Source organism: Fictibacillus enclensis, assembly GCF_001457035.1.
In the GTDB taxonomy this organism is placed as follows: domain Bacteria; phylum Bacillota; class Bacilli; order Bacillales; family Fictibacillaceae; genus Fictibacillus_C; species Fictibacillus_C enclensis.
Window position 1 is genome coordinate 1843143 of sequence record NZ_KQ758617.1, and the last position, 16599, is coordinate 1859741.

23 protein-coding genes are annotated in these 16599 nt (G+C 45.2%); 2 read left to right on the forward strand and 21 right to left on the reverse strand.

Annotated elements, in window-relative coordinates; all coding sequences use genetic code 11:
* Positions 1-87 precede the first annotated feature (87 nt).
* The 19 genes from AS030_RS09470 to AS030_RS09560 form a co-directional block, all read right to left on the reverse strand.
* Complete coding sequence (locus tag AS030_RS09470) at positions 88-966, reverse strand: polyprenyl synthetase family protein (RefSeq protein WP_061970940.1); 879 nt, start codon at positions 964-966, stop codon at positions 88-90.
* A complete protein-coding gene (locus AS030_RS09475; protein WP_061970942.1) occupies positions 967-1203 on the reverse strand; it encodes an exodeoxyribonuclease VII small subunit in 237 nt (78 codons plus the stop codon). It lies immediately after the preceding gene.
* Positions 1196-2545, reverse strand: a complete 1350-nt coding sequence (gene xseA / locus AS030_RS09480; protein WP_061970944.1) for an exodeoxyribonuclease VII large subunit — start codon at positions 2543-2545, stop codon at positions 1196-1198. Before xseA ends, AS030_RS09475 begins: the two co-directional genes overlap by 8 nt.
* Before the next feature lie 12 nt (positions 2546-2557).
* Positions 2558-2953 (reverse strand): transcription antitermination factor NusB, encoded by a 396-nt coding sequence (gene nusB / locus AS030_RS09485; protein ID WP_061970946.1) that lies wholly within the window; start codon positions 2951-2953, stop codon positions 2558-2560.
* A 143-nt stretch (positions 2954-3096) separates the two neighbouring features.
* On the reverse strand, positions 3097-3504 hold the full coding sequence (locus AS030_RS09490) for an Asp23/Gls24 family envelope stress response protein (RefSeq protein WP_061970948.1): 408 nt from the start codon (positions 3502-3504) through the stop codon (positions 3097-3099).
* Between the two features lie 17 nt (positions 3505-3521).
* Complete coding sequence (gene accC / locus AS030_RS09495) at positions 3522-4883, reverse strand: acetyl-CoA carboxylase biotin carboxylase subunit (protein ID WP_061970950.1); 1362 nt, start codon at positions 4881-4883, stop codon at positions 3522-3524.
* 11 nt (positions 4884-4894) lie between these two features.
* Positions 4895-5395 (reverse strand): acetyl-CoA carboxylase biotin carboxyl carrier protein, encoded by a 501-nt coding sequence (gene accB, locus AS030_RS09500; protein ID WP_061970953.1) that lies wholly within the window; start codon positions 5393-5395, stop codon positions 4895-4897.
* A 265-nt stretch (positions 5396-5660) separates the two neighbouring features.
* On the reverse strand, positions 5661-6203 hold the full coding sequence (locus AS030_RS09505) for a SpoIIIAH-like family protein (protein ID WP_061970955.1): 543 nt from the start codon (positions 6201-6203) through the stop codon (positions 5661-5663).
* A gap of 3 nt (positions 6204-6206) precedes the next feature.
* On the reverse strand, positions 6207-6860 hold the full coding sequence (spoIIIAG, locus tag AS030_RS09510; protein WP_061970957.1) for a stage III sporulation protein AG: 654 nt from the start codon (positions 6858-6860) through the stop codon (positions 6207-6209).
* Complete coding sequence (spoIIIAF, locus tag AS030_RS09515; protein WP_061970960.1) at positions 6844-7482, reverse strand: stage III sporulation protein AF; 639 nt, start codon at positions 7480-7482, stop codon at positions 6844-6846. The genes spoIIIAG and spoIIIAF overlap by 17 nt, the downstream gene beginning before the upstream one ends.
* 12 nt (positions 7483-7494) lie before the next feature.
* Positions 7495-8661 (reverse strand): stage III sporulation protein AE, encoded by a 1167-nt coding sequence (gene spoIIIAE / locus AS030_RS09520; RefSeq protein ID WP_082635755.1) that lies wholly within the window; start codon positions 8659-8661, stop codon positions 7495-7497.
* A 42-nt stretch (positions 8662-8703) separates the two neighbouring features.
* Positions 8704-9093, reverse strand: coding sequence for a stage III sporulation protein AD (spoIIIAD, locus tag AS030_RS09525; protein ID WP_061971686.1), 390 nt, complete (start codon positions 9091-9093; stop codon positions 8704-8706).
* Between the two features lie 14 nt (positions 9094-9107).
* Positions 9108-9314 carry a stage III sporulation protein AC gene (gene spoIIIAC, locus AS030_RS09530; RefSeq protein ID WP_061970965.1) on the reverse strand — a complete coding sequence of 69 codons (207 nt, stop codon included), beginning with the start codon at positions 9312-9314 and terminating at the stop codon, positions 9108-9110.
* 17 nt (positions 9315-9331) lie between these two features.
* Positions 9332-9844: a stage III sporulation protein SpoIIIAB gene (spoIIIAB, locus tag AS030_RS09535; RefSeq protein WP_061970967.1), complete on the reverse strand. Its 513-nt coding sequence runs from the start codon at positions 9842-9844 to the stop codon at positions 9332-9334.
* A complete protein-coding gene (spoIIIAA, locus tag AS030_RS09540) occupies positions 9841-10788 on the reverse strand; it encodes a stage III sporulation protein AA (protein WP_061970970.1) in 948 nt (315 codons plus the stop codon). The genes spoIIIAB and spoIIIAA overlap by 4 nt, the downstream gene beginning before the upstream one ends.
* A gap of 124 nt (positions 10789-10912) precedes the next feature.
* Positions 10913-11470, reverse strand: a complete 558-nt coding sequence (efp, locus tag AS030_RS09545) for an elongation factor P (protein ID WP_061970972.1) — start codon at positions 11468-11470, stop codon at positions 10913-10915.
* 19 nt (positions 11471-11489) lie between these two features.
* On the reverse strand, positions 11490-12563 hold the full coding sequence (locus AS030_RS09550) for a M24 family metallopeptidase (protein ID WP_061970975.1): 1074 nt from the start codon (positions 12561-12563) through the stop codon (positions 11490-11492).
* 26 nt (positions 12564-12589) lie between these two features.
* Entirely contained in the window at positions 12590-13018 is a 429-nt protein-coding gene (gene aroQ, locus AS030_RS09555) for a type II 3-dehydroquinate dehydratase (protein ID WP_061971688.1), read from the reverse strand.
* 67 nt (positions 13019-13085) lie between these two features.
* On the reverse strand, positions 13086-13586 hold the full coding sequence (locus tag AS030_RS09560) for a YqhR family membrane protein (RefSeq protein ID WP_061970977.1): 501 nt from the start codon (positions 13584-13586) through the stop codon (positions 13086-13088).
* Between the two features lie 186 nt (positions 13587-13772).
* On the opposite strand from AS030_RS09560, the gene AS030_RS09565 reads away from it, so the two are divergent.
* Together AS030_RS09565 and AS030_RS09570 are read left to right on the forward strand one after the other, a co-directional pair.
* Complete coding sequence (locus AS030_RS09565; protein WP_061970979.1) at positions 13773-14723, forward strand: DUF1385 domain-containing protein; 951 nt, start codon at positions 13773-13775, stop codon at positions 14721-14723.
* 12 nt (positions 14724-14735) lie between these two features.
* Positions 14736-15095, forward strand: a complete 360-nt coding sequence (locus AS030_RS09570; RefSeq protein WP_240482246.1) for an SA1362 family protein — start codon at positions 14736-14738, stop codon at positions 15093-15095.
* Here AS030_RS09570 and AS030_RS09575 read toward each other — a convergent pair.
* Both AS030_RS09575 and mntR read right to left on the reverse strand, forming a co-directional pair.
* Positions 15092-16018, reverse strand: coding sequence for a patatin-like phospholipase family protein (locus tag AS030_RS09575; protein WP_338082311.1), 927 nt, complete (start codon positions 16016-16018; stop codon positions 15092-15094). The genes AS030_RS09570 and AS030_RS09575 overlap by 4 nt on opposite strands.
* A gap of 81 nt (positions 16019-16099) precedes the next feature.
* Positions 16100-16528 carry a transcriptional regulator MntR gene (gene mntR, locus AS030_RS09580; RefSeq protein ID WP_061970987.1) on the reverse strand — a complete coding sequence of 143 codons (429 nt, stop codon included), beginning with the start codon at positions 16526-16528 and terminating at the stop codon, positions 16100-16102.
* Between the last annotated feature and the right edge of the window lie 71 nt (positions 16529-16599).

The window sequence follows — 16599 nt, forward strand, 5'->3', positions numbered from 1 at the left end:
AATGGGAGACTGACTAGAATACTGCACCACTCCAAAATATTTCTTATCATACCATAAAATCGGACAGCCAACAATAAGCCCAAAACCTTAATGGTTTCTATTTACAATATAATCAGCTATGCCTTCAAGTATGACTGGATCTACATCCGCTTTTCTCAGATTTTCTTTGGAGAGCATAAGATGGCGGGCAAGCTGTTCTTTAGCACCGTCAAGTGTGAGCAGCTTCGGATACGTACTTTTCATATTGTGCTCGTCACTTCCTGCCAATTTCCCCATCAGTTCTGAGTCCCCCATCACATCGAGGATATCGTCCTGAATCTGAAATGCGATGCCAAGATGTCGGCTGAACGCCCTAAGCTGTGCCAAATCGTGTTCGGAGGCATTGGCCAAAATGGCGCCAAAAAGGACGGACGCCTCAAGAAGACGGCCCGTTTTTCTTTCATGTATGGATTGAAGCTCATCGAGAGTAAGATCCATGTTTTCCGATTCCATGTCCACGGTCTGACCCGCCACCATTCCTTCAGCTCCGGCTGCTTCAGCCAATAAGGAAAGAAGTTCAACTTTATGACCGGAGGTATACGTGCTGCTTTGGGCAATCAACTGAAAACTCATGGTCAAAAGGGCATCACCGGCAAGAATAGCGGTCGCTTCTCCGAACATTTTATGATTTGTGGGTTTTCCCCTTCGTAAATCATCATCATCCATGGATGGGAGATCATCATGGATCAAGGAATAGGTATGAACCATTTCAAGCGCACACGCCGCCTCCATCCCTATTTCAGCTCTCTGTCCGAAGGCTTCAAGCACGGAGAGCGTTAAAATGGGGCGAAGCCGTTTCCCTCCAGCTTCAAGCGAGTAAAGCATGGCTTCCTTCAAAGGGGATGGAATGGCTTTATCCTTTATATAAGAAGGAAGGTATTCATCAATCAAATGTTTTTTGTCTTTCAGGTAATCTTGTATCTTCATCTATTGTTCATCGTCCTTAACAAGAAAAGGTTCGGACTCTCCATTGTCTTTCATGATTGTATCCATTTTCTTTTCGATGTTCTGCAATTTGGAATGGCAGACCTTCGATAAAGCCATCCCTTGTTGAAACAAATCGATGCTTTCTTCCAATGGAACGTCTCCTTCTTCCAGACGCTCGACGATTTGCTCCAACTGTTCCATCGCTGCTTCAAATGTAATATTTTTTTGTTCAGCCATTGTTTTTCTCCTCCAATCCCCATACCTGGCAATCCAGTTTTCCATCCTGAAGCCTTACAGTCACTTTATCTCCAGGCTGGACTTGTCCCACACTCTTTACAAGTTGTTCTTCTTCTGTATAGACAAGACTGTAGCCCCTCTCCATAACAGCGAGCGGGCTAAGTGCGTTCAAACGCGACAGCTTCCCCTGGAAGCCTGTCTGGCTGTTTTTTAATTGCTGCAGCATCGAGCGTGAAAGCGATCTTCCCAGCTTCGATTGTCTTTCTTTCCATTTCTGAATCTGATCCGCCGGTGAAAAATAAGAAAGCTGTTTCTGACGCTCACTTATCTTGTTCTTTTGGAAATCAATATTCCGCTGGACTTCCCGTGTCATGGATTCCATCACCCGGTCCAGTTCTACCTCTTTTTGCTTGATGAGTTGATCCGGATAGCGGAAGGCATACGATTTCTGCAGCCGTGACAGCTGTGTTCGGTATTGGGCAATCTGCTCACCCATCGCACGCCTGAGCCTCATCGTCCGCTGCGTAAGCCTGTCTTGAAGTTCATCCATATGGGGCACCGCTAATTCCGCTGCCGCAGTAGGTGTAGGGGCCCGCAAATCCGCGACAAAGTCGGCGATTGTAAAGTCGGTTTCATGGCCGACTGCCGAAATAACAGGGATCACTGACCGGTGAATCGCTCGCGCCACCACTTCCTCATTGAAGGCCCACAGCTCCTCGATTGAACCTCCCCCGCGCCCTACAATAAGTACATGCGCGGAGCCGGCATTCGCCTTTTCAATCGCTGAGGCGATAGAAGCAGCTGCTCCTGCCCCCTGGACCAAAACCGGGTATACCGTCACCTTGGTCACGGGAAATCTCCTCTTGATGGTGGTAATAATATCCCTTACCGCAGCACCGGTCGGCGAAGTAATAACACCAATTTCAGAAGGAAAGGATGGAATTTCTTTTTTGAAGGCAGCATCAAACAGACCTTCTTCTTCCAGCTTCCTTTTCAGCTCTTCATAGGCAAGAAAAAGGTTCCCCACACCATCCTTCTTCATCGATCTGGCATAAAGCTGATACTGTCCCTGAGGTTCATAAACCGACATTTCACCCTGAATCAAAACCTTCATCCCGTTTTCTGGCTGGAAGGAAAGAAAGCGGTTGTTGCCGGCAAACATGACAGCATTCACTCTGCTGTGTTCATCTTTCAGCGTGAAATACAAATGGCCGCGGCTATGTCGTTTCACATTGGACAGTTCTCCGCGGACCCAGACATTATTGAGATTTTGGTCTTCTTCAAATACCCGCTTAATGTAACGGGTAACCGAACTTATCGTTACATAACGGTCATTTTGCACAGAAATGTCTCCTTATTTTGAAAAATGCTGTACGACTTTGACGAGCACGCCATTAACAAAACGCCCTGACTCTTCTCCACCGAAGACCTTTGCAAGTTCAATCGCTTCATTCATGGAGACATTAACCGGAATATCATCAAGAAACTGCATTTCGTAAACAGCGAGACGCAATACCGCTTTTTCCACATTTGCCAGCCGTGAAAAACTCCAGTTTTCCAGATGGCTGGAAATCAGTTCGTCGATTTCCTTTTTGTGTTCCATTGTTCCAAAAACAAGATGGTGAAGGAATTCGTCCTCTCTTTCTCCTTCTTCCAAAACATGCTTTATGGCAGCTTCCGGTTCAATATCACTCACTTCGATTTGAAATAAAGACTGAAATGCCTTTTCTCTTGCAAGTCTACGTTTCATCTTTTACGTCCTTTCTGCTTCGTACCTTAATATAAATGAAATCATATCACATGTAGTAAAAGGTTAACAACGCAGGTTCCAGATTTACTGCAATACAACTCATTTTTCTCAAAAAAATAAAGGGGATATAAGAATCCCCTTCCTCAATATGCTTCAGGTGCTTCCAGCGTCTTCTCTTTGGCTGTGTCAAATTGCACGCCAACGACAAAAATGTTGATTTCACTGGCTTCAAGGGCCGTCATATTCTTCAATCCCTGACGGATATGATCCTGAATATTCTGAGCCACTTCCGGAATGGAAACCCCATAGTTCATGATCACATAAACACTGATGGCGATTCCTTCTTCACCAAGCTCAACTTTCACACCCTTGCTGTGGGACTTCTTGCCGAAACGTTCCGCTACGCCGGTTGCAAAATTCCCTCTCATGGATGCAACACCTTCAACATCCGAGGCTGCAATGCTTGCAATCACTTCAATCACTTCAGGTGAAATTTCCACCCTTCCAAGTTCTGAATGATGTTCTTCCATCTCAAATGTAAGCTCACTCATTGATTACACCTCCATGCCTAATTAACCGACTTTGACGTCAAATCATGAATTTCTAAAAACTTTGTATTAAAGTCGCCGTTTACAAACGTCGCGTGGTTTAAAAGACGCAAGTGGAACGGAATTGTTGTATGCACGCCTTCAATGACAAATTCATTCAACGCCCTTTTCATGCGATCGATCGCTTCTTGTCTCGTTTTTCCGTAAGTGATCACTTTCGCAATCATGGAATCATAATAGGGAGGTATGGTATACCCCGGGTAGGCGGCAGAATCAACCCGGACACCCAAGCCACCGGGAGGAAGATACATTTCGATTTTCCCTGCTGATGGCATAAAGTTTTTATCCGGATTTTCCGCATTGATACGGCATTCAATCGACCATCCCTGAAACTCGATATCTTCCTGTGTAACACTTAGATGTTCACCTGAAGCGACACGAATTTGCTGTTTGATAAGGTCAATGCCTGTTACCATTTCTGTAACGGGATGTTCCACCTGGATCCTTGTGTTCATTTCCATGAAGTAAAAATCACCGGTATTATGGTCAAAAATAAATTCTACTGTGCCGGCACCTGAATAGTTAACAGCCTCTGCAGCCTTAACAGCGGCCGCACCCATTTCTTGGCGTTTTTCCGGAGAAATCGCCGGTGATGGTGTTTCCTCAAGAAGCTTTTGCAGTCTTCTCTGGATGCTGCAATCCCGTTCTCCAAGGTGGATCACGTTCCCATAGTTATCTGCCAGCACCTGGATCTCAACATGGCGGAAATCCTCAATGTATTTTTCAATATAAACTCCCGGATTACCGAATGCTGTAGCGGCTTCCTGCTGGGTGATGTTGATTCCCTTCACCAGTTCAGCTTCTGTTTTCGCAATACGGATTCCTTTTCCGCCTCCGCCGGCTGTTGCTTTTATAATTACAGGATACCCAATTTCTTCCGCAAGTTCAATGGCTTCATCTTTTCCGGAGATGATGCCTTCAGAACCCGGAACAATCGGCACACCTGCTTCTTTCATGGTCGCTCGGGCAACGTCTTTTATGCCCATCTTATTAATGGCATCAGCGCTCGGTCCTACAAACTTCACATTACATTCAGCACAAATTTCCGCGAAATCGGCGTTCTCCGCCAAAAATCCGTAACCCGGATGAATCGCATCGCTACCTGTCAGCATTGCTGCGCTCATGATGTTGGTAAAGTTCAGATAGCTGTCCTTGGATGATTTCGGACCAATGCAATACGCTTCATCGGCCAGGCGGACGTGAAGCGCATCTTTGTCCGCTTCCGAATAGACAGCCACCGTTTCGATATTCAATTCCTTACATGCTCTGATAATCCGGACAGCAATTTCTCCCCGGTTGGCAATTAGCAGCTTTTTAATCATGTTGGACACCTCTATTCCGCTTTAACTAAAAAGAGGGGCTGTCCATATTCAACGAGCTGCCCGTTTTCAACAAGGATTTCAACGATTTCCCCATTTACTTCTGCTTCAATTTCGTTAAACAGCTTCATCGCTTCAATGATGCAAACGATGGAGTCTTTGCTGACCTTATCTCCTATTTTCACATAGGCAGGGTTTTCTGGTGAAGGTGATGCATAAAAGGTACCTACCATCGGAGATTCCACTTTATGTAAATTCGCATCTTCCTGTGTCTTTTCCGCAGCTGAAGCCTCAGGCGTTTCTTGGGGGGCTGGCTGTGCCGGTACGGATGGCGCCGTTTGTGCTGGAGGCGCAAAAGGAACTGCGGCAGGAGCTTGCGGTTCAGCAGCCTGCTGAATTTTTACTTCATTTTTCTTCAGGACAATTTTTTCTCCGTCATTTTCAAATTGAAATTCATCAATACTGGATTTGTCAATTAGTTTAATCAATTCTCGGATTTCTTGTATCTTCAACACGCTACTTCCACTCCTTTGTTCATCTATAAACGGTGTTGTAAGCTTTGATTTAGTACCTTCTTTTGTTACCTGGTACTAGCAAAGCATATCATAATCGAGGATCAAATAATAGTTTTAATCGCTCTACAAGTACATACTACACGAAATCAAGCTGTTTTGTAAGCGTTCCCTCCTCATTTTCTCTATTAACAGCTTGACCAACGTTCCGCTTTCACATACCCTGTATAAGAATGGAAAAAGAAAAGCCGGGGATCATTTCCCCGGCTCATTTTGATTTACTTTGAAACTCTACTGCTACCTGTTTGTTGCCCAATTGTTCTTCTGCCTTCTTCATAATGGCTACTGCTTCTTTGGAAGATTTCTTGCCCTTTACTATGATTCTTACTTCATTATCCATCGTATTGACCAATGCATCGTCATATCCCATCGTCTTGATCAGCGTTTCCAGGGTGGATTCCTTCATTGTAAGTGACTGAAGCTCGGAAATCTTGGCAAGCGCTTCTGCCTGAACTTCTGCAGATGCATTCGGTGAGGCAATGGCCGCCGTATACTGGCTGCTCAACTCATCACGGCTTTCATCCCTTTTCATGCGCAACGCTGTAAACAAGTCATCACTGGCAGCAGAGGTGACCGCCGCATCGGAGTTTTTCTTCGATTTTGCTCCCTGCTCCTGCTTGGCCGTGTTTTTCCCTTTTTCAAGGTAGGCCAGATCATCCCCTGATCCCGGGGCCGTAATATAATAGACGGACAAAACAATGATCAAACTGAGCATGGTCAGCAGCCAGACGGTTTGTTTTTTTAATAGCATTCCTTATTCCCCCTCAAATTTTTTCGGTATGACCGAGACTTTGTCGCTTCCAATATCAAATACTTTGGTTACAGCATCGATGATCATTTCCTTGACGCGCAAATTTTCAGCGCCTTCTGCCGCAACGATAACCCCTCGAACCTTTGGTTTCTCTGTTGTAATCACTATGGGTTTTTCTTCATCCCCACTTTTTATGGTCACTACTTCTTCATCGGTTTTATAATCGTTAATTGTGCGTTCTCCCCCGTTTTTATCGGATTCTTTTGTTGTCTGGTTCTGCCTCCTCTCATTCTTTTGAATTTCTTTGATTTCTGTCGTGTCAAGCGTTACCATAACTTTGACTTTTTGCACACCGGATATCTGTTCAAGAATGTCCTTCAGCTGTGTGGCATAAGTGTCTTCAAAGTCCCTGAACTTTTTGGCGGAAGAGGTTCCTGATGATTTAAAGACTGTCTTTGATTCATCCGGCTTTGTTACGGACATGGCAGGAAGGTTGGCCTGATCCCCGGAAGATGGAGTAAAAAGCTTGCTGGCAATCATAATGGCAAATCCCAAGAGCAGCAAAATCCATATATAAGGAGGAGGCCCTTTATTGCTTTTGACTCCCGGAAGCACGTCCATTAATTTCTGAAGCCATCCTTTACTTTTTTTCTCCATGCTCTTCTCCTCCTTCCGTAAAGATCACTACATTTTTTTCTTTCATCTGCCATTTTTTCGCCAGGAACGCTTGCACAGGCTTGGACTGAAATGGTGCCCGTTGTTCCTGGACAGGTTGTTCCGCATTGATTTCCACATTCTTTACAGCAGGAACAGTAATCTGTTTTTCGTTCGCTGCCGCTGCCAGGGTAACCTGAACCGACTGGATATCATCAGGATTCGATGTGTTGCCGGCAGTCTTTTTCGGAACCAGAACAAGATCGGAAATGGTTACTTCATAGCGGGCCTTCAACTCCTCTTTCACCAGGTTCTCCATGTGGACACGCGTTTGTTCTAAAATATATGCAGACTGAGAGTCTTGTATTTCTTTTTTCTTTGTATCTATCGAATTTTTTATCTTGCTCTCTTTGACTTTTGAATCAATGCCAATCTTCTCGAACACCTTGTCGACGTTGGAACCGGCGACTTTCAGGAGTGGATTAAGAATGGCAAGAATGAGAAGAAGGCCGACTACCATTTTGATATATTTCTGAAAGCCATTATTCGGCAAAAGCAGATCGACGATGACAGAAAGCAGAATAATCAGCACGATATTCGAGATCCAGTCGGTCAAAAATTCCATACCCGCCTCCTGCTATCGAATCATTAATGATAGATTGCCCGCAGCGACAATAACAGTAACAGCGATAAAGAACATGATGGATACTGTCGCAAGTGCCGCAAAGATATAAAATACGCTCTTGCCGATAATGCCCAGACATTCAATGATCGGCCCGCCTCCCAGCGGCTGAAGAACGGCGGCTGCAAAGCTGTAGATCAAACCGATGGCCAGCACTTTGATGGCCGGAAACACAGCCAGCAGAAAAAGAATAGCCACACCGGCGATGCCGACTGTATTTTTGAGTAAAACAGATGCGCTCATTACCGTATCGGTCGCATCGGTAAACATCCGCCCCACCACCGGAATAAAATTGCCTGTGATAAACTTTGCGGTTTTCACCGTTATGCCGTCTGCTACAGCCGTCGTAGCCCCCTGAACAGAGATCACACTGAGAAATACGGTGAAAAACACAGCGAGCGCCCCCATGCCAAGAGACCGGAGCAGCTTGGCCAGCTGAGTGACTTTATGGTGTTCGGACAACGTGCTTACAATGCTTAAAAGGGCCGAAAGAAACAACAGTGGAAGTATAAAGCTATTGATCAGAATGGAGCTTGAATTTACGAGAAACACAATAATGGGATGAAAAAAGGCAACGGATGTAATGCTTCCCACCGTTGCCATGAGCGCCAGCAGGAGAGGCACAAGCGCCATCATAAAGTTCATCATGGTTTCAATGGCTTCCTTTGAATACTGCATGGCAACATGAAAGCTGTTCAGGGCCAGGATGATCAGAACCATATAGATAATTGCGTAAGCAACCTTGCTGACACTGTGATGCTCAAAGGCATTTTGGATCGTCTGCAGCAGCATGCTGAACACTGTCAGCAGAATAAGCGTTCCGAGCAGCTTTCCCTGCACAAGAATTTCATAGAATAAATATTTTAAAATGCCAATGGCCCACGCCTTGATGCTAAACTCTTTTTCTCCTTTCACAAATTCGAGCAAGGTGCCCTTTTGTGTCTCCGGCAGAAACCCTCCATATTCATTCATAATGGTTGTCCAATACTCTTTAATATCATCTATCCCAAGCTTGGACAGCTGTTCGTTCATAATGTTCTCGGTCATTGAGGCTGCCTGCACAATTTCCCCGCCGCTGTTCCACAGGTAAAATCCCAAAAGCAAGCAGAGCAGTACAACCACCTTTTTAGGTTTTGTTTTTAACCATGCCGTCTTCCTCACCTCCTATCTGGGGATCAAGTTAATGACCGTTTCAATAATGATAGATAAAATCGGCAACGCCATCACCAGTATCAAAATTTTCCCTGCCAGTTCTATTTTTGCTGCTATAGCCCCCTGGCCCGCATCCTTTGTAATTTGCGCGCCAAATTCTGCGATGTACGCAATGCCGATAATTTTCATGATGGTTTCTACATACATCAAATTAATATGGGCTTCCTCCGCTAGGTGCTGAAGCATTCGTAGTACGAGGGCAATCTGATCGATTAAAAAAAGAAAAATGGAAATTCCGATAACGAGTGTCAGTAAAAAGGCAAAGGAAGTCTTTTGTTCTTTCAGAATGAGGGCAAGAAACGTACCGATCAGGCCTAATCCGACAATTTGAAGAATTTCAATGTTGGATACCCCCTTCAATTTTGAAAAAGAAAAACGCCCTTCACTTTTTGAAATAAATCACTCAAGAGCGAAATGACAATAAAAAGTGCGACGATAAAGCCCAGCAGCGTAACCCAATTCGCATAATCTTCCTTACCCACCATTTTTAAAACACTGTGAAGCATCGCTACCACGATGCCAAGACCGGCGATTTGAAAAACGACATTAACGTCAAAACCCATCTGTTTTCCTCCCATGCCTACACCAATAGAATTATGATCAGCAGCCCCAACAGGATCCCCAGGCTTTTATACATCTTTTCGTGTTTCAGTTGAGCTTCATTCGCTTCAGCGAGTTCCCGCTCCAGGTGAGCCAGCGCGAGCCGGATCTGTTTTTGCTGATTTTCCCGGTCATGCCGTCCCAGCGTTGCTCCAAACTGTCTGAGAATTTCAATCTCTTCTTTTTTAAATGATGAGGCCGCTGACAAGTGAGACAAGCCGTTTTCCCATGCTTCCTGGACCGAAGATACGGACGCTTCAAGCGACTTGCCCGCATGAAGGAAAAATTCAGCCACCGGCCCACTGAGCTGCCTGCTGAGATGCAGAAACGCTTCATCCAGAGGGATAAGCCCGTACATGATCTCAGCTTCCAGCGATTGAAGGCCGACTTTCAGCTGCCTGAGCTGCTTTGGCCGCTCACGCACTTTTTTAGCCAGTTCGAAGCCAATCCATGTGGTTGAAATAAAAATACAGACAGCACCTAGCCAGCTCATAAGCTGCTGCTCCTTTTTTCCATCGGAAGCGGCTTCCTGTCCCTGTCGTAAACTCCCTGAACAGTGCCGGGTCTGCCTGTCCGAGTCAGTTCCACATACCGGTCAAACAATTTCATTTCCGCAAGAGGAAAAATTGCGGGTCTCCTCAGGGCTTCCTCAAGTGAGTAACCATGCACGGTCATCATCATTTGCACACCCGCATTCATTGCTTCAAGGATGGCGTCAACATCTTCTTTTCTCCCGATTTCATCCACAATCAACACTTCCGGGCTCATCGAACGGATCATCATCATCATTCCCTCGGCTTTCGGGCAGGCATCAAGAACATCCACCCGTTCACCCAACACGAATTGCGGGATCCCTTTTACGCTTCCTGCAATCTCGGACCGTTCATCCACAATGCCGACTTTGCTTGAAGGAATATTTTTCGTACGGCAGCCGGCACTGGCCGTTCTGGCCAAATCCCGAAGCAAAGTGGTCTTACCGGTTTGCGGAGCTCCGACAATTAACGTATTAAGCCAGTGTCCATCTTCATAAAGTCTCGATACCAGGCGATCTGCACTTCCGATTTTTTGTCTGGCGATACGGATGTTGTAGGAACCGATATCCCGTATCGCTTTCACTTCTCCTTTTTCTGTGATCACCTTTCCTGCAAGTCCGACCCGATGTCCCCCCTTGATGGTGATATAACCTCTTTTCAGTTCCTCTTCAAGGGCATAGAGGGAATACCGGCTCAGTTTATTAAGAAGCTGTACCCCGTCTTCTGGCTGTATAATATATGGGCCGTCACCTGCAAGGAGAAATTCCGGCCGTCCATTGATAATGAGTTCAAGCGGTTTCAGCAGGCGGAACCGTATTTCTTCGATCCGCTCCTTACGCTCCTCCGGAAGCTGCATGATAAGCTCTCCAACCGCTTCCGGCAATACGGCTAATACCTGTTCCAAGTGCACCACCCCAAAAAGAAATTGCTATTATACCTTATGGCTTGTCATCCCCCAATATGACTCTCAGCCGCAAACAAAAAAGCTTCACTCCCTTTAGGGAATGAAGCTTTAGATCTTTCTTTTTCTATGCTCTTGAAACGTAATCTCCAGAACGTGTATCAATGATTAACCGGTCTCCCTGATTTATGAAGAAAGGCACCTGAACAATTAAACCTGTTTCAAGCGTAGCCGGTTTTGAACCGCCAGAAGCTGTGTCTCCTTTGATGCCAGGCTCGGTTTCCGTTACTTCCAATTCAACCGTGTTTGGCAGCTCAACACCAATGGTTTCTCCTTGATATTGCATGATTTGGACCACCATGTTTTCAAGCAGAAACTTCAATTCGTGCTCAAGCTGTGCAGAGGAAAGCTCGGTTTGCTCATATGATTCGTTATCCATAAACGTATGTGTGTCACCGGAAGCATACAAATATTGCATCTTTCGGTTTTCAATGTGGGCTTTGGCTACTTTTTCACCGCCGCGGAATGTTTTTTCCTGAATGGATCCTGTACGAAGGTTACGAAGCTTGGAACGTACAAACGCTGCTCCTTTTCCTGGCTTCACGTGCTGGAACTCCATTACCTGCCAGATTCCGCCGTCTACTTCAATGGTCAAACCTGTTCTAAAATCGTTTACTGAAATCATCGTTTTTCCTCCTGATTATCTATCCTAAAATAAGAAGCTCTTTTGGAGAATGTGTCAGTGATTCGTTGCCTTCTTTCGTAATCACCGCATCATCCTCAATTCTTACACCGCCAAGACCAGAAATATATATGCCTGGTTCTACAGTTACAATCATTCCCGGCTCCAGTACCACTTCCGAATGGATTGCCAGACTTGGTCCTTCATGGACCTCAAGGCCAATCCCGTGTCCGGTGGAATGACCGAAATGCTCGCCGTAGCCTTTTTCCGTGATATAATCCCTTGTTAAGGCGTCTGCCTGTCTGCCTGTCATTCCCGGTCTAATTCCCTGCATACCCCTTGCCTGTGCTTCATAAACCGTTTCATAAATGGTTTTAAGCTCTTTGGTGATCTCACCAACAGCAACGGTCCGGGTAATATCTGAGCAATAGCCCTTATAGTATGCACCAAAGTCTAGGGTGACCAATTCTCCTTCGCTGATTATCTTCTCCGATGCCCTGCCATGGGGAAGCGCAGACCGGAAGCCTGAAGCAACTATAATATCGAAAGAAGAAGAATCAGCGCCATTTTTCCTCATAAAGAATTCAAGTTCATTTGAAACGTCCAGCTCAGTGACTCCGGGTTTTATGTATGACGTGATATGCGAGAATGCCGCATCCGCAATTTGCGCAGCTTCCTTTAATATCTTAATCTCTGAATTATCCTTAATCAAGCGTAATTTTTCAATGAGACCCGAAACCGCTACAAGCTCTGTCCCAACACCGCCTGCATACTTTTCGTACGTTTTAAATCCTGCAAAGGTAAGGTGATCCTGTTCAAACCCTGCTTTCTGGATGCCCATTTCCTTCAGCGTAGCAGCCACTGTTTCCTGAATGGACGTGCTGTGTCTGATGACTTCAAAATCTTTGGCTTGCTCTGCCGCCTGATCGACATATCTGAAGTCAGTGATCAGCCTTGCTACTTTTTCGGAGATCACAAGAACACCTGAACTTCCAGTGAACCCGCTGAGATACCTTCTGTTAATCGCGGATGTGACAATCAATCCATCGATCTGATGGTTTTCAAAACCATTTCTGAGTTTCTCCAGTTTTGACATGCCTTTTCCTCCCTGCCTCTATTTAATCACATGCCAAGAAGCGCCAATACAGCAAGTTCGTAGCCCTTTACACCCAGTCCTGCGATCTGGCCCGCTGCGACAGGTGCGATGACGGAATGGTGGCGGAACTCTTCTCTTGCATGAATATTTGAAATATGTACCTCAATAACCGGGATATTCACACTGGCAATAGCGTCACGTATTGCATAACTATAATGAGTAAACGCGCCTGCATTCAGCACAATGCCTTCAAACTCGTCCTCTGCAGCGTGAATCCAATCCAGAATATCGCCTTCATGATTGCTTTGCCGGCAAACAGCGGAGGCCCCGTTTTCTTCCGCAAAAGTGATCAGACTCTCTTCAATGGAGGCCAGGTCATTCTTGCCATAGATGCCGGGCTCTCTTTTGCCAAGCCTGTTTAAATTCGGGCCATTTATAACTAGTATCCGTTTCATCGATTGTCCCCTCAAAAAAATAGAATGTTCCATGAACATTCTATCACACCCCTATTTTTTTGAATAGTTAGGTACTTTGTCCGTTTTCGGCTTCTTGTCGTTCCTGATATTCAAAGGAAATGGAATAGCCTACAAATACTCCGTATAAAATGTACAGGCACAACGTGGTGGATATCGTATTCCTGCCTATTTTATTCATTGGCTCAAGGTCAGGGAAAATGGGATGCAGCAAATAGAAAACGAGTACCCAAAGAAGAACTCCGAAGAAAATACCGGCAAACTTACTTTTTATCCGAGAAAAAAGAAACCGGTAAACAATAGCGACCAAAATGGAAAGCAGCGCAATGACCACTACACCGATCAATTGCCCTAACCACTGGCTTTTCCATTTTCCCAATGCCCAGGGAGCGAGGATCATTGCCGGTCCAATTTTGGACAAGTTTAAGTAGTATGCCAAAAAGCCGATGAACCCCCAGAACAGGCCGCCAAAAAAGCCCACACTGACCACCCTGCCCATGAAAGAACTTGGTTCATCCCGCTTGTTTTTATCTCTGTTCATCTCATACATTTATAAAGTACACCTCCATTTTTAGTATGTCCCTTTTTCTTCATCTCTTATCACTATAGGATCTATTAATATTCCGTGTTAAAACTGTATAAAATGGGAAAAATAAAGTTAAAGCACGATTGCCTAGAGGTTTATAGCGTTTTCCTGTAGAATTAAAGTTATAAACAATAAGGTAGAGGTGTAGAAATGACAGATCAGAAGAAACCGGCATACGGCGGCCAGGCGGTCGTCGAAGGGGTTATGTTTGCCGGCAAGCACACATACGTCACCGCCATCCGCAGAAATGATGACAGCATTGATTATTACGAAGTGCTCAAGCCATACAACCCGTGGATGAACAAAATAAAAAAGATTCCTTTCCTCCGCGGAATCGCAGCGATTCTGGAAGCCAGCTCCAACGGCACCAAGCATCTGAACTTTTCCACCGAGCGCTACAATGTAACACCGGGAGAGGAACTAAAAAAGGAAGAACCAGCTTCATCCAAGGCCATGTTCATTTTTAGCCTCGCGGTTGTCGGGGTACTGACTTTCCTCTTTGGAAAATTTGTTTTCACTCTTGTACCCGTATTCCTGGCAGAAGCTTTCCGGCCTTGGGTTCAAAGCCATGTTGGCCAAAACCTGCTGGAAGGATTATTCAAGTTTCTTTTTCTTCTCTCTTATATTTACTTTGTGTCGATGACTCCTACTGTAAAACGGGTATTCCAGTACCATGGGGCCGAACACAAAGTCATTAATGCCTATGAAAACGGCTATGAACTTACCGTGGACAATGTCAAGAAGCAGTCACGTCTGCATTACCGGTGCGGCAGCAGCTTTATACTGTTTACGGTAGTCGTTGGAGTGTTTGTCTATCTGTTTGTACCGTCTGACCCTTTGTGGCAGCGTGTGATATACCGGGTCGTCCTGATCCCTGTGGTCCTTGGCATCTCCTTTGAAGTCCTGCAGATCACAAACAAACTAAGAAACATTCCTGTGTTGCGTTATCTCGGATATCCGGGATTATGTCTTCAGCTTCTCACAACAAAGGAACCTGACCGAAAGCAGACGGAAGTAGCGATTCTTTCTTTTACCGAAATGCTGAAGCGGGATGAGGAGCATGAAAAAAGTAAAATTGAAAACACTACTAAAATCGTTTAATTTTCCAAGGAGGTGAACCTGTTGCACCGAAGATCATTTCATCCAGTGATTTGGGTTATTATCGTGTTGGCAGTAGTTGGACTTGTTTCACAATTGTTTACTTCACCTCGAAATTTATTTACGCAGCTGCTAGTGGCCGGTTTGGTCATAGCTGTCATCTATTTCATTTTCCAGCGGTTCCGCCCGGGGGAAAATGGAAAATATAAAAAGGCTGTCAAGCAGTCCAAACGGAAATACAGCCAAAGCGTTGTTCCGGTCAAAAAAAATACTTCGCCCAATAAACCGGCCGCGTTTAAAAAGCGGAGAAGAGAGCATAACCTTACCGTTATCGAAGGAAAGAAAAATAAGAAAAAAAATCGAGCTTCGTTCTAAGCTCGATTTTTTTGTGGCGTCCATATTTTTTTGCCTGCAATCCAACGGTTCAAAAATGCTGCTCCCTGCAAATAACCAAAATCCATGAGCGCATTTTTGGTTTCTTCCGTCAGATCAAAGTCAACCACGGAAATCTCTTTTACCGGTATGAAAATAATATCCCTGGCATCGTAGTTGGAAATATGCCGGTTATCGTGCGCCTCCATCATTGTCTGAAACAAGGCCTTAAACAGGTTAAACGCGTTGTTTACCTGATGGGCCTGGACCTTTCCATAGGAGCTGCTAAGCTGAAACCCGAGGACAGGCCGCTCTGATGTCCGGTCTTTGCGCTGAAACAGCCACATCGGGAAATTGCTCAACACACCCCCATCGACAATATAGCTTTTTTGACCAATCCGGTTGTATAGCTTGATTGGGTAAAAAAAGTATGGGATGCTGCAACTCATCCGGACCGCACGGGCAATTGGAAACTTTTCTTTTAGCAGGCCGTATTCCTGGAGATCATCTGGCAGCACCACCAGCCGGCCACGAGTGATATCTGACGCTACTATTTTCAGTGAACCTTCGGGAATATCAGCAAAGGTCTCAATGCCCTTTGCCTTTAACAACTCTTTTACCCACTTTTCAAGTGCATCCCCTTTGTACAACCCCAACTTCCAGTATACCTTCAGCCAGTTCATGAATGGCACCGGCACCAGCGATTTTTTTTCGTCCATAAATTGCTTGAGGTCGGCTGTATGAATCAATGTTTTCATTTCACTTGAACTGTACCCTGCGTTCAACAGACAAGCAACCAGCGCCCCTGCACTTGTTCCGGCAATCCGATGGAACGAGATTCCCCGTTCTTCTGCTGCCTGAATGGCTCCGATCAATGCGATAGCTTTAATGCCACCGCCCGAAAATACGCCGTCAACCTTCATCATGCACTCCCCCCATCATTATCCTAATCATGAGGGGAAGTACAATATTCGATAAACGGCGAAATAAAAACAACCACAACAGAGTTATGATTGTTCCTGATTTCTTTGCTGCACTTCTTTTAGTGCTTTAATGCGTTTCGGATCTTCTTCAAAATACTGCAAAAGGTCTCCGATCCTGTCAATGGCATTCCAGCTCAAATGATGCTCGATACCTTCCACATCTTCAAAAATATTCTCTTCATCGACGCCGATGACCTTGAGAAGTCCTTCCAGCAGATCGTGCCGATAAACGAGGCGTTTTCCTAGTTTTTTTCCATTTGGAGTTAATACAAAACCGCGATACTTCTCATAAACGAGGTATTTTCCTTTATCCAGCTTTTGGATCATTTTCGTAACGGAGGAGGGGTGGACTTCCAGGCTTTCGGCAAGATCTGAAACCCTTGCGTATCCCTTTTCTTCAATTAACGCGTATATTCGTTCGATATAATCTTCCATGCTCGGTGTTGGGGGCATGCTGTTCCCTCCGATTCATTCTTTCACTGTTCTGTCTAAAATTTTACTATACAAAAGATAGTGTGACAAGG

What these genes read in the sequence shown, in the direction of transcription:
- nusB (WP_061970946.1), bottom strand. Translation starts at nt 2,953, where the DNA reads ATGAAACGTAGACTTGCAAGAGAAAAGGCATTTCAGTCTTTATTTCAA.
- AS030_RS09565 (WP_061970979.1), top strand. Translation starts at nt 13,773, where the DNA reads ATGACAGATCAGAAGAAACCGGCATACGGCGGCCAGGCGGTCGTCGAA.
- mntR (WP_061970987.1), bottom strand. Translation starts at nt 16,528, where the DNA reads ATGCCCCCAACACCGAGCATGGAAGATTATATCGAACGAATATACGCG.
- spoIIIAF (WP_061970960.1), bottom strand. Translation starts at nt 7,482, where the DNA reads ATGGAATTTTTGACCGACTGGATCTCGAATATCGTGCTGATTATTCTG.
- spoIIIAB (WP_061970967.1), bottom strand. Translation starts at nt 9,844, where the DNA reads ATGAGCTGGCTAGGTGCTGTCTGTATTTTTATTTCAACCACATGGATT.
- AS030_RS09505 (WP_061970955.1), bottom strand. Translation starts at nt 6,203, where the DNA reads ATGCTATTAAAAAAACAAACCGTCTGGCTGCTGACCATGCTCAGTTTG.
- AS030_RS09470 (WP_061970940.1), bottom strand. Translation starts at nt 966, where the DNA reads ATGAAGATACAAGATTACCTGAAAGACAAAAAACATTTGATTGATGAA.
- aroQ (WP_061971688.1), bottom strand. Translation starts at nt 13,018, where the DNA reads ATGAAACGGATACTAGTTATAAATGGCCCGAATTTAAACAGGCTTGGC.
- accC (WP_061970950.1), bottom strand. Translation starts at nt 4,883, where the DNA reads ATGATTAAAAAGCTGCTAATTGCCAACCGGGGAGAAATTGCTGTCCGG.
- AS030_RS09575 (WP_338082311.1), bottom strand. Translation starts at nt 16,018, where the DNA reads ATGATGAAGGTTGACGGCGTATTTTCGGGCGGTGGCATTAAAGCTATC.
- AS030_RS09560 (WP_061970977.1), bottom strand. Translation starts at nt 13,586, where the DNA reads ATGTATGAGATGAACAGAGATAAAAACAAGCGGGATGAACCAAGTTCT.
- AS030_RS09475 (WP_061970942.1), bottom strand. Translation starts at nt 1,203, where the DNA reads ATGGCTGAACAAAAAAATATTACATTTGAAGCAGCGATGGAACAGTTG.
- efp (WP_061970972.1), bottom strand. Translation starts at nt 11,470, where the DNA reads ATGATTTCAGTAAACGATTTTAGAACAGGTTTGACCATTGAAGTAGAC.
- AS030_RS09550 (WP_061970975.1), bottom strand. Translation starts at nt 12,563, where the DNA reads ATGTCAAAACTGGAGAAACTCAGAAATGGTTTTGAAAACCATCAGATC.
- spoIIIAG (WP_061970957.1), bottom strand. Translation starts at nt 6,860, where the DNA reads ATGGAGAAAAAAAGTAAAGGATGGCTTCAGAAATTAATGGACGTGCTT.
- spoIIIAC (WP_061970965.1), bottom strand. Translation starts at nt 9,314, where the DNA reads ATGGGTTTTGACGTTAATGTCGTTTTTCAAATCGCCGGTCTTGGCATC.
- AS030_RS09490 (WP_061970948.1), bottom strand. Translation starts at nt 3,504, where the DNA reads ATGAGTGAGCTTACATTTGAGATGGAAGAACATCATTCAGAACTTGGA.